This is a genomic window from Chryseobacterium sp. HNCC26DJ238, from assembly GCF_057180465.1.
In genome coordinates, this window is sequence record NZ_JBXUGI010000012.1 from 151,667 (window position 1) to 164,575 (window position 12,909).

Below are 12,909 nucleotides of genomic sequence, written 5' to 3' on the forward strand. Positions count from 1 at the left end.
ACCATAAATAAAAGACTGCATTCTGAAGAAAGCAGTCTTTTATTTATTTCTTTTTAACGTCTTTGGTGATTTGATTTTCAGCGCTTTTGGCTTTCGCTTCCTGAGCTGCTTTATCTTTGCGCTGCTGACGGCGCGTTTTCTTCTCAGCCCGTCTTTCCTGACGGATCACCTTGTTTGATTTCTTATTGTACAGCGCATCAATAATCCCCTGCCCTGTTTTACTGAAAATTTTAACTTTAGGTTTCTCATGGGTTCCTGTTACGACCACCGGAAATCCTATCAGCCCTCCCGGAAGAATTCCAACTCTGATCCTTAAATCAAGCAGTCCGTTAAAACTTGTCGTACCGCTGATCGTCGGTCTCAGGATAGATACTTTAAAAGTAAATTTATCAACGTGGATCAGGTTGTTTTTGATATGGGTCTCTATATTTACACCTTTCATATCAGGATTGTTAAAAGCTTTGGCCCCAATATCATTCCCTACGGCCGAAAGCATTTTCAGATTTTTCACTTCCACATCACGCAGGTTAACTACCCCTCCGCCTTCCAGTGAAGGATAAATCGGCATCATGTTTTTATCAAAATCTCCTTTGAGTTTATAATCAACCGATACGATTCCTTTAACATCTTTGGCCGCAGTTGCCATTTCCCTTACCATATCGATTTCCCTGTATGCCCTCTGTACATTGAAATCCAAAACATTCAATGCCACATCATAATTGGCTGTGAGCGGTGATTCGTCCTGATAACGGGCATCAATCTTCATACGGCTTCCCACAATATCGAATGAAGTATTTTTAAGGTATACTTCCCCTTTTTTCACTGATGCAAGGCCCTTCAGATTATTAAGTGCAAGACCTTTGAATTCTACCTTTTTAGCATTCGCCTGCAGAGAGACATCCAAATTTTTAGGGACGATTACCACACCGCTGCTTTTAGGGTTTTCAACTTTTGCATATTCCACTTCAATGGATTTATCGGTATTGTCACCACTTTTAAGTGCCATAAATTCATCAATGAGAATATATCTTGAGTTGAGTACAAACTGACCGTGAAGGGTACCTTTTCTTTCAATAAAATAATTGATGGTATTAAGCAGATGTCCGTTCAGGGCAAAATCTGATTTTCCATAAGTGGCAAAAAATTTCCTGAACCACATTTTCTCATTTTCAAATTCGAAATTTCCTTCTCTGATGTAAAACGATTTCGGAAGATATTCAGTAGTGGCTTTTATATTTTTTAAAATTAAATTCCCTCTGTTGTCCAGCCTGCTGTACTGTCCGGTTGTAGCATAGCTTTGACGTCCGTTCAGTGAAAGGTCTGCCATGATCAGCCCGCTGACATCCAGTCCTTTTTTGGCAAAAACTTTATAGATCCTTCCTACATTAAGAACCCCTTTTGCACGCACCTTATACAGCAGATCTTCAAAATTCTGCAGATCGGCATTCACAAAAACAGGATTTCCTTCAAAATCAAATTTAAACGGATCCAGTTTTACACCCAGGCTTTTGAAAGTCCCGTCTGTATTGGTAATATGTGCAGCAATATTGATATTCTGAACTGCATTGGGATAATATGTTGTTTTCAGCCATCCATTTTTAAGATTCAGGTATCCGTTGGTTTTGGGGAACAGTTTTTTATCCAGGCTGAACAGTCCATTGGCTTTCATATCAGTATTCAGAAGACCTCTGATCTCAATATCCTTTAATCCTAATGCCTGATCCAATGTCTGAAGGTTCAACGCTCCTTTAATATCTGCTTTAACCTGCATTTCTTTCAGTCCCTTGGTCTGTACTACGGCACGGAAATTATTGTTCCGTCCCAGGTCAAAGCTCAATTTCTTCAAATCAATTCCCAACTGATCGGTATTGAGATCAGGAAGATCAACATTAAGATCCATATTCAGATTGTTCATTGGGACGGGAGCATTTCCGCTCGAGATAAAGCCATTCTGTACAAGAAGCCTCGCCTTAAGTCGCGGTTTCAGATTCTGAGCCTCGCTGAACCTCCCTTTGAGATTAAAAAACAGGTCGCTGTTCCCTTCTATTTTGGTATCACTGACTGATTTTAGATATTGTGGCGGAAGGATGGACAACATATCCCGGATCGTTGTTTTTTCAGAAGCAGCTTTGATATCAAGGTCGTAACCGTCTTTCAGGATACTGAGGAACCCGGTAAACTTCAGCGGAAGCTCATTTATTCTCAATTCATTTTTTCGCAACACAAAAGTCAGTGCATTGGTATTGATTCTCGTAATGAGGTCGGCATGCAGCGTTTTCTCTTTTGCATACCAAATCCTGTCTAAACTGAAATCTAATTTATTGATATCTAAATCTGTCTTGAGGTCAAAAACATCCTGGCTTAATCCGCCTTTTCCGGTATAATTCAGACCTTTCGCATCCACCAGGACGCGGGCAGCGTGATCATTATATCTTACATCAATATTTCTGAATTTGATAAGATCAAGTTTAATGGAAGCCCCGGATTGCGTGGTGTCTTTGGGTTTATCGGAAGGCTTCGAAACATACACATTGTAATTGGCCTCCCCTTTCGTATTCACAAAAACATTGGCAACAGCATCGGTCACATAGATCTCGTCAATTTTTACATCACCGTCAAAAATGAGATTTTTGAGATTGATTCCCACCGCAACTTCTTTTGCTGAAAGCAGGGTATCCTGCTGAAAAGGTCTGGAACCTTTCAGCAGCAGATCATCAACCGAAACAGTCAGTGAAGGAAAATGCCTGAAAAAGGTCAGACTTGTTTTTTTATAATCAAGTTCTCCTGCGAGATGTTTATTGGCGAAAATTTTCACCTGCTTTGAAATAGTCCCCGGAAATAATATCGGGATAATAAACATTAAAAACAGAATGGATGCGAAAGAAATCCCGATCCATTTTATGATTTTCAAAATTATTTTTTTAAATTTTTCCATACTGCAATAATTCTGATCTTAAACTAAATGATGAATATATCATATTATCTGTTAACTAAAATCAAGCCATTGGCTAAAAAGGAATTGCAGGAACGTGCCTGGAAAGGAAAGATTAGTTTTAAAAAAAACATCTTAAACCCGATTAAGAATTATCTGATTTAAAAAAATGAGATTGTATTTAATTTTTTATAAATTCGTTTACGTTTAAAACTTTTAAAGACGAGATGAAGATCAAACCCCAATTTACAGCACTGCTCACTTATTTACCTGCAAAAGACGGTGTGAATACTACTCCTGTATCATCTGGTTACAGACCTCTGTTTAAATTTCCGTTTGATCTCGAAATGTATACAGGAGTACAGAATTTCGCGGGAACCGATCTTGTATTTCCCGGTGATACCGTAACAGCAGAAATTGCTTTATTGAAAACTGATTATGTAACCGGCAAAATCTATGAAGGACTTGATTTTGATTTTTTTGAAGGATCCGACCTGATCGGTCACGGTGTCGTGACCAGAATAATCGATCCGTACAGTATCGGTGATTCTGAAGAAGAAGAATAATATGGAATAAAGATTAAAGGGGCAGCGTAAACCAGAACGTACTTCCTTTGCCCATTTCACTTTCGGCACCGATTTCACCCTGATGTCTTCTGACGATTTCAGCACAGATGTAAAGTCCCAGACCCAGACCTGTATAGGCCTTCCCGGAATGATCTACCCGGAAATAACGGTCAAAGAGATTTGGCAGAATCTTTTCATCAATACCCTCACCAAAATCTTTTACAGAAACTTTTACATGGTTTTGTAAAGATTCTGTCGTTATATGTATCTCTTTCGAATCCGGAGCATATTTTACGGCATTGTTTACAAAATTGATGATTACCTGATCAATTCGGTGCTCATCAGCAATGACCTCCAGATGTTGGTCTCCGTGAAGGATCAGCTCGTACTGTCCTTCCATTCTGATATGGTTACAGCTCATAGCAAGCATTTCGTAAAGATTGAATTTTTTCTTCTCAAGTTTAAGCTGATCTTCACTCAGCCTGCTCATGTTGAGTAATTCATCTACCAGCACGGTCATTTTTTCGACACTTTTGCCTGACTGCTCGATCAGTCTTACGTGACTCTCAGAAAACGGTTTGTTTTTCATTCTGTCCAACAGCTGTAATGAAGCTTTGAGAGAAGTGATCGGTGTTTTCAGCTCATGACTGGCAATGCTGAGGAAATCATCTTTTCGCTGTTCAAAAAGTTTTTTATCGGTAATATCTGCATTCATCCCGACCATCCGGTCGGCATTTCCGTTTTCATCATATCTCGGACGGCCGTGAGCCTGGATCCAGTGCATGGTACCGTCACGCCATTTAACCGGGTATTCGGTTGTATAGATGCCATTGGTTCTTATCGCCTCCTGTACGAGCCCTCTCACCCTTTCACGGTGCTCAGGGAAAATAGCTTCAAATAAATCAGAATAATGAAAATTTTCTTCGGGAGCAAACCCGTAATTGCGTTTGAACTGATCTGTGCTCTGCATCACCCCAGTTTCAAGATGTACTTCTGTGGATCCCAGGCTTCCCGCATCCAGTGCGATCTGCAAACGCGTATTCATATCACTGATTGCTTCTTTCGCCTCTACCTGATCAGTAACATCTGTTGCCACAATCAGAATAGCACTGCTCTTTCCATCCTCTCCCTGTATCGGCTGATATACAAAGTTAAGGTAACGCTCTGCCAATACGCCTTTGACAAACAGTTTCGCTTTCATCTCTATGGCCTGGAAAGGTTTTCCGGATTCGTACACTTCTTTAAGGATGCCTAAAAATGGCTGCCCTTTCAGCTCGGGGAGTGCAATATGGAGGGGGAGACCCACAACAGAACGGTCTTTTCCCCAGATCTCAAGTACTGCATCATTCACAACGTCTACCAGAAATTTTTCTCCTTTAAGAGAAGCCATTGCAACCGGAGAGTGCTCTACCAATGACCTGAAGCGGTTCTCGCTCTCGGAAAGCGTCTTATTGAGTGCCTGTAATTTGTTTTTAAACTGCACCAGCTCTGTATTTGCATTCTGTAATTTTTCGTTAATGGATACCAGCTGATCATTGGTGGCAAGATATTCTTCGTTCAGTGCTGCCAAATCTTTTGAAAGCCTTTTCTCAGAATTTGATTTCTCCCTGATCAGATTTTTAGAGGCAATTCTGTCGGAAACTTCAAAAGCAGTATGCAGAATAAAAGCCGTATCTCCATGGTCATCAAGAATAGCTTTATACTCGAAATCAAAATAATAATTCCTGATCACGCCGTCCTTTTCGATAACTGCAGGATAATCTTTTGCCAAATAGGTCTTACCTGACTTCCATACCTGCTTCAGTATATCAAGGAAGGGCTGTCCTTCAAATTCCGGAAGTGCTTCAGTAAAACTCTGTCCAAGTATACTTTTATCTTTCCCCCAAAATTTTAACATGGCATCATTGGCACTGATAATAGTAATATCTTCACCTCTGTAAACTGCTGTTGCATTGGGTGAATGAAAAAATACGGAAAGCAGCTGCTCTGGCTGAATGTGATCTGGAGCGTTCATTAAAATGAAATATAAACAAATATAGTGGTTTCAAATCAAATTCTGTATTTCTCTGACTGAGAACAGCTGAATTTTAATGAGATTATAATCTTATTATAATCTCATTAAGCTTCCTATGAAAATAAATCGTAATGATTTTTTATGATAAACCTTTCTTATAAGTTTCCAGAGCCCTTTCTCTCGCAGATCTGTGCTCGACAACCGGCTTCTCATCATAATCTTCCGGCAACCATTCATTGATATATTTTGATTCTTTATCAAATTTTTTGGTCTGTGCTTCAGGATTAAAGATTCTGAAATAAGGGGCCGCATCACAGCCACATCCCGCTGCCCACTGCCAGTTACCATTGTTGGATGACAACTCATAATCCAGTAATTTTTCTGCAAAATAGGCTTCTCCCCAACGCCAGTCTACAAGCAGATGCTTGGTTAGAAAACTTGCCGTTACCATTCTGATCCTGTTGTGCATAAATCCCGTCTCGTTCAGCTGTCGCATTCCGGCATCAACGATCGGATAACCTGTTTTCCCTTCACACCAGAGCTTAAATTCTTTTTCGTTATTTCTCCATTTAATATTCTCATATTTTTTCTTGAAACAACCTTTCACGACATAAGGAAAATGAAACAGGATCTGCATAAAAAATTCCCTCCAGATCAATTCGTTAAGCCATGTTCCGTTATGTTTTACCGCAAATCCTACACACTCTCTGACCGAGATTGTACCGAAACGAAGTGCGATCCCCAGGCGTGTGGTGTGATCTAAAGCAGGAAAATCACGATACTGATCATACGTATCAATGACCTTTTTCTCTAAAACAGGCTTTTGAAATTCAAAATCTGTTTTTTCGAAGCCCATCTCTTTTAAACCGGTAATCTTTTTATGCTTTTGAGGAAAAAAATTGGTGAAATCAGGATTCAGCTTCCTAATAGTAACCGAATTTAACTTTTCCTTCCATTTTTTTGAATAGGGTGTATAGACCGTGTAAGGTGTATGATCACTTTTCAGAATGTCATCTTTCTCAAAAATAACCTGATCCTTATAATCGGAGAATTCAATATCATTCTTCTCTAATAATTCTTTTATTTCATCATCCCTTTCTATTGCCTGAGGCTCATAATCCCTGTTACAGAATACAGTACCAATTTCAAAATCTTTAATCAGCTGACGAAAAACATCTAAAGGTTTACCATAATACGTGATCAGGGTACTCTTATGTTTTTTAAGTTCGTCATTGATTTCCGTAAGCACCTGATGGATATAATCCACCCTTTTATCTGACGGATCATTCAGTTGGCTGAGAATCTGTTTGTCGAAAATGAAGACAGGCAGTACTTTTTTATCTGATTTTAAAGCATGGAATAACGCCGTATTATCTTCAAGTCTTAAATCTCTCCGAAACCAGAAAACATTAATTTCACTCATCGTATCATTCTAAATTTAACATTCGACCTTAAAAATTTCCATAATTTTTATTCTACGGACAAAATACAAATCTCACACCATGAATATAAATCAGGATAATGATTTTGAAACAGGATAAAGTGCCTGAAATATTTCTTCAAATTCCAACAAATAAACAATTGAAAATCAATACGTTTTAGAATTACTATGTGTAGAATCTAAAATATTTTTATAATTATCTTCTGAAATTAGTAATAAGACAGGGATTTATCCTAATTTTGATCATTAATCCGTAAAAACAGCAGATTCAGCGGTATATTATTACAAAGATATTTATGATGAATATAAGAATTAAAGGTTCCGGCAGCTACACCCCTGAAAATGTAATGAGAAATGCCGATTTTGCCGATTATGTATTTTTAAATGAAGATGGTCTTGCCATCAAATTTCCTGAGTCTATTATTGGAAAATTTAAGGACATTACCGGAATTGAGGAACGCCGCTATGCAGATTCCCAGCATGTCACTTCAGATCTGGCTTACTTTGCAGCCGAAAAGGCGATTGAAGATGCAGCGGTTGACAGAGAAACCATTGACTACATTATTGTGGCCCATAACTATGGTGATGTTGCACAGGGAAAAATCCAGTCTGATACTGTACCCAGCATTGCGACACGGGTGAAGAATAAATTACGGATAAAAAATCCTTCATGTGTAGGCTATGATCTTTTATTCGGATGCCCGGGATGGAATGAAGCGATGATTCATGCAAGTTCGTTTGTCAAAGCAGGAATTGCGAAACGCTGTCTTGTCATCGGTGCAGAAACGCTGTCAAGGGTTACGGATCCTTATGACCGTGATTCTATGATCTATGCTGATGGCGCGGGTGCTGTCATCGTGGAGGCCACTGAAGAGGACAACGGTATTCTTTCTCATGAAAGTGCTACTTATTCTTATGATGAAGCTAATTTTCTGTTCTTCGGAACTTCCTACAATAAGGAAGAAGATCTGTCTGATACCCGGTATATAAAAATGAAAGGCAGAAAGATTTACGAATTTGCCTTAACCAAAGTTCCTATCGCAATGAAGTCGTGTCTTGAAAAAGCAGGAATTGATATTAAAGACTTAAAAAAAATACTGATCCACCAGGCCAATGAAAAAATGGATGAAGCCATCATTGAGCGATTCTACAGTCTTTACGGGATGACTGCTCCGGCCGATATCATGCCGATGTCTATTCATAAATTCGGAAACAGCAGCGTGGCAACGATCCCAACCTTATATGATCTGATCATGAAAGGCAAAATGGACGAACATTCTTTTACTGAAGGTGATATCATTCTTTTTGCATCCGTCGGAGCAGGAATGAATATCAATGCTTTTACGTACAGAGTTTAACTCAGATAGATAGATAGATAGATAGATAGATAGATAGATAGATACAAAATTCATTACCTGAAAGCTTGACAACTTTACGGTAATGAATTTTTTTATGCTTTTATTGTGCTGCTGTTTTTTTTACTTCTGAGATACATACTACCAGTACACATCACCAGAAGAACCCCCATGATAAAGCCTCCGATTACATCAGTAAACCAGTGCGCTCCAAGGTAGATACGCGATATGGCTACAAGGACAATCATAGACAAACATCCTGTAGAAATTATTAATTTCAAAGATAGCTTTAAAATTTTTGAGTAAAGGGCGATCACCATCAAGGTTCCGAAAAATGCAGTATAGAATAAAACATGACCGCTTGGAAAACTCTGATAATGGGTTTCTTCAATCACTCTGACAAAATCTGTGGTCGGTCTCGGACGGTCTATAAACATTTTCAGTACATAACTTACTCCACCTGACAAAAGGGATGATAAAACAAAAAGTCCTTCCCTGAAATATTTAAATATAAAAAATACAATCGTAAAGGCACCCCCCATGATCCCGGCCACATAAACTGTCCCTAACCAGCTGAACCCTTTCATAGCTATATCCAGAATCTCATTCGGATGTTCCTGCAGCTCCTGAGAAACTAACAGGTCCAGAGACTGCGGAGCAAAATTAACCACATAAAAACTGAGGAAGAGGAAAAGAATGATGAAAAAAATGGAAAAACACAAAAAAAGTGTACTCTTTTTATCCTGTAAAAATGCAGAAAAACCTGTAAATATTCCATCTCTTTTGATCTCCATACTAGACTCAATTATTTTTGATAATTATCATTTACAAATTTAGTGCAAAAGTGATTGTTCAGATTATTATCTGATATTATTCACTTCTTTTCACCTCTTCCAGATTCTGCAGTTCTTCTGGAGTAAATAATTTATAATGTACTTTAAAAGTTTTACCCAAAGGGGTTTCCAGAGAAAATCCTCCCGGCCCGAAACCGTCTAAAACATCTAATGTAAAATGAGAGTACTGCCAGTATTCAAAAAGATCACGGTCTATCCAGAATTCGTGCCCGTTGATCGTTCCTATCATGGCATCATTCATTCTCGGAAAGTAACCTCCTTTTTCAAAACACTGAGGCTGTGTTCCTTCACAACATCCGCCCGCCTGATAAAACATCAGGTCACCATATTTTTTTTCGAGCTCCCAAATAAGTTCGAGCGCTTTTTCCGTCACTGAGAGTCTTGATATCCTGGTTTCCATATTTTTGATTTTAATTGAATATTCTTCTGTAATATACAAAAGATAAAGCACGAAGTTAAAAAAACCTGACAACGCAAACATTGTCAGGTTTACTTAAACCAAATATATAATTTAATGTTCATTATCGATCATGCTACATCACTTTAACAAAGTTTTAGTAATAAGTAACTGTTTTTAATTTTCATAAAGCCTTTTTACTTACATAAGCTCACGAAGTTCTTTCAGTTATAACTAATGACCGACAATTACCTCTTATGTGTCTTATCATTACACATCTTTTTTAGAATGAGGACATGCAGATTTAATTATAGTATTACAAGTCCTGCATAAAGATTAAAAGAAACCTAATTTATCTTTACTGTAGGAAATCAGCATATTTTTCGTCTGACGGTAATGATCAAGCATCATTTTATGGTTCTCTCTACCGATACCTGACTGTTTGTAACCTCCAAACGGTGCTCCTGCAGGATATGAATGGTATTGGTTAACCCATACTCTACCAGCCTGGATCTGACGCGGCACATTGTACAACTGATGTGCATCTCTTGTCCAGACCCCAGCTCCAAGTCCATAAATTGTGTCATTGGCTATTTTGATTCCCTCTTCTTCATCTTTGAAAGTAGTAAATGCCAATACAGGTCCGAAAATTTCTTCCTGGAAAATTCTCATTCTGTTGTTCCCTTTGAAAATAGTCGGTTGGATATAGTATCCTTCATCAAGATTTTCACCTACATGATTAACATCACCGCCTACGAGAACTTCAGCACCTTCTTCTTTTCCTAACTGAATATAAGAAAGAATTTTATCCTTCTGAATCTTAGAAGCCTGAGCTCCCATCATAACGGTTTTATCTAAAGGATTTCCAACTTTGATCGCTTTTACCCTTTCGATCACTTTGGCTATAAATTCGTCTGCGATATCTTCCTGTACTAAAAGTCTTGACGGGCAGGTACAAATTTCACCCTGGTTTAAGGCAAAAAGAACAGCGCCTTCAATAGCTTTGTCTAAAAATGCATCATCTGCATCCATCACTGAACTGAAGAAAACATTAGGTGATTTACCTCCCAGTTCCAAAGTTACAGGAATAATATTTTCTGTTGCGTACTGCATTACCATTCTACCTGTAGCTGTAGATCCTGTAAATGCAGCTTTTGCTACTTTAGGATTCGTTACCAAAGCTCTGCCTAGTTCAGCACCGAAACCGTTAACGATATTGATGACACCCGGTGGAAGAAGATCTTTAATCAGGTCGACCAACACTAAAATAGAAACCGGTGTGCTCTCTGCAGGCTTCAGGACGACACAGTTTCCTGCTGCCAGTGCCGGAGCTAATTTCCATACGGCCATCAGAATCGGAAAATTCCACGGAATGATCTGTGCGATTACTCCGAGCGGTTCATGAACGATCAGTGAAACCGTATCTTTATCCAGTTCATTATGCGATCCTTCATCGGCTCTGATCACCGAAGCGAAATATCTGAAATGGTCAACCGCTAACGGTATATCTGCGGCCAGAGTTTCTCTTACCGCTTTCCCGTTATCGATGGTTTCAACAATAGCAAGATATTCAAGATTCTGCTCGATCCTGTCAGCAATTTTATTTAAAATAACACTCCTTTCTGTAGATGAAGTATCTTTCCAGGTCTGAAATGCTTTGTCTGCCGCATTCACTGCCAATTCTAAATCTTCTTTTGAAGAATGTGCAGCCTGGGTGAAAATTTTGCCGTCTACCGGAGAGATCACATCAAAATATTTCCCATTAACCGGTGCCGTAAATTCACCGTTTATGAAGTTGTCATATTGCTTTTTAAATTCCGGCCACTGCAGTACCGTGTCTGATTTTTGTTCTGTTACTGTGCTCATATTAGTATTATTTGATTGTTAATTCAGACTAAGTTATATCTAATCTTACTAAAGCAATAGCAAAATCCTACAAATAAACTTCAAAATAGTATCGGGCAAATACTTTATCATTTCCTTAACACCATGATAACGATATAATTTTTATATTTATAAAAGCCTAAATCAAAAATAGTTACCCATGAACCAGCACAAGTTTTTACTGAATACTCCCCAGTTAAAGAAGGAAAGCCAGCTTCTTAACTTAGTAGAAAATCAAACCAAATTCAGTCTGAACAATTGTGAATTCAGTATCTATGAGACTCATCAGGCAGCATTTGACATTAAGCTCCGTTTTGACAATATTGCTTTTACAGCAATGCTTCAGGGAAGAAAATATATGAAACTGGAGAACAAGACGAGCTATTTTGATTATTTTCCGGGACAGAGTGTACTGGTAGCTCCGGGAGAAACCATGGTCATCGACTTTCCTGATGCAGATGAGACCCCTACCCAATGTATTTCTCTAAGTTTAAATCCTGAATTTATCGAAGAATCTCTCAATCATCTCAATTATAATTTTGCGAAAGCAGATGAAACCTCTTCTTGGGATCTGCAGCCTGAAGAATATTTTCTTTTCAATAATCAGTCATTGGCCTCTGCCACCAATAATATCATGAGAATAGCTATGGATGATAATACTCAAAAGGATATCATGGCGGATTTTGCTGTAAAAGAACTTCTGATCAGACTTATGCAGACTCAGGCCAGAAGTATGGTGGAAAAAAACATTGCTAAAAACAAGTCCCGCATCGGTTTTGTTGTAGACTATATCAGGAAAAATATTCATCAGAAGCTTTCTGTAGAAAGCATTGCCAAACTCGCCTACGTAAGCAAGTCGAATTTCTTTAAAATGTTTAAAGATGAACTGGGGACTTCACCCAATGATTTTATCTTACAGGAACGGATCAGTAGGGCCAAAGAACTTCTGGCTCTAAACAGCAGCATTAAGGAAACAGCTTTTCAGACAGGCTTTTCTGATACGAACTATTTTACAAGAGTGTTCAAGCAGCTGGTTGGCATAACTCCTAAAAACTATCAGAATAATGCAGTCAGCTATAGATAAGATCCTGATGCAGTGTAATAATAGTGTAACAATGGATCAATTATATTAATGTAACGATCAATGGGTAGGTGGACAACTCATCAGAATACAATAGTGTAACAATGGATCAATCGTATTAATGTAACGATCAATGGGAGAGTGAATCATTTCATTGGAATGCTAATCTGATCTGTCACATCACTATATCGATTATTGCTACACTGAAGCCATTGCTCCATTATTACATTCAAAAACTTGCTCCATTGTTACATTAAAACCATTGCTCCATTGCTACATTGACAAAACTGATTGATTGCTACATTGATAGGACTGTTTCATTGTTACATTGATAAAATTGCTACATTGTTACATTGAAGACATTGTTAGATTGTTACACTGCCCT

At 38.4% G+C, this 12,909-nt stretch carries 9 protein-coding genes; 3 read left to right on the plus strand and 6 right to left on the minus strand.

Translation table 11 applies throughout. The features are described from left to right. Positions 1–43: 43 nt before the first annotated feature. Entirely contained in the window at positions 44–2,911 is a 2,868-nt protein-coding gene (locus tag AC2A07_RS12910; RefSeq protein ID WP_484050760.1) for an AsmA family protein, read from the minus strand. Between the two features lie 248 nt (positions 2,912–3,159). Here AC2A07_RS12910 and AC2A07_RS12915 point away from each other — a divergent pair, with 248 nt between their 5' ends. After that, on the plus strand, positions 3,160–3,498 hold the full coding sequence (locus AC2A07_RS12915; protein ID WP_314499064.1) for a hypothetical protein: 339 nt from the start codon (positions 3,160–3,162) through the stop codon (positions 3,496–3,498). 13 nt (positions 3,499–3,511) lie between these two features. On the opposite strand, the gene AC2A07_RS12920 is transcribed toward AC2A07_RS12915, so the two are convergent. Together AC2A07_RS12920 and AC2A07_RS12925 are read right to left on the minus strand one after the other, a co-directional pair. Next, positions 3,512–5,512: an ATP-binding protein gene (locus tag AC2A07_RS12920; protein ID WP_484050761.1), complete on the minus strand. Its 2,001-nt coding sequence runs from the start codon at positions 5,510–5,512 to the stop codon at positions 3,512–3,514. 139 nt (positions 5,513–5,651) lie between these two features. After that, positions 5,652–6,935, minus strand: a complete 1,284-nt coding sequence (locus AC2A07_RS12925) for a cryptochrome/photolyase family protein (protein WP_484050762.1) — start codon at positions 6,933–6,935, stop codon at positions 5,652–5,654. A gap of 317 nt (positions 6,936–7,252) precedes the next feature. On the opposite strand from AC2A07_RS12925, the gene AC2A07_RS12930 reads away from it, so the two are divergent. Next, on the plus strand, positions 7,253–8,311 hold the full coding sequence (locus AC2A07_RS12930; protein WP_484050766.1) for a 3-oxoacyl-ACP synthase III family protein: 1,059 nt from the start codon (positions 7,253–7,255) through the stop codon (positions 8,309–8,311). Positions 8,312–8,403: 92 nt separating this feature from the next. Here AC2A07_RS12930 and AC2A07_RS12935 read toward each other — a convergent pair whose 3' ends face one another. The 3 genes from AC2A07_RS12935 to AC2A07_RS12945 form a co-directional block, all read right to left on the minus strand. Continuing rightward, positions 8,404–9,102 carry a phosphatase PAP2 family protein gene (locus AC2A07_RS12935; protein ID WP_484050763.1) on the minus strand — a complete coding sequence of 233 codons (699 nt, stop codon included), beginning with the start codon at positions 9,100–9,102 and terminating at the stop codon, positions 8,404–8,406. Between the two features lie 76 nt (positions 9,103–9,178). Continuing rightward, positions 9,179–9,562 carry a DUF779 domain-containing protein gene (locus tag AC2A07_RS12940; RefSeq protein ID WP_314499057.1) on the minus strand — a complete coding sequence of 128 codons (384 nt, stop codon included), beginning with the start codon at positions 9,560–9,562 and terminating at the stop codon, positions 9,179–9,181. Between the two features lie 333 nt (positions 9,563–9,895). Continuing rightward, a complete protein-coding gene (locus AC2A07_RS12945) occupies positions 9,896–11,425 on the minus strand; it encodes an aldehyde dehydrogenase family protein (RefSeq protein WP_314499055.1) in 1,530 nt (509 codons plus the stop codon). 178 nt (positions 11,426–11,603) lie between these two features. On the opposite strand from AC2A07_RS12945, the gene AC2A07_RS12950 reads away from it, so the two are divergent. Continuing rightward, a complete protein-coding gene (locus tag AC2A07_RS12950; protein ID WP_484050764.1) occupies positions 11,604–12,527 on the plus strand; it encodes an AraC family transcriptional regulator in 924 nt (307 codons plus the stop codon). Positions 12,528–12,909: the final 382 nt, after the last annotated feature.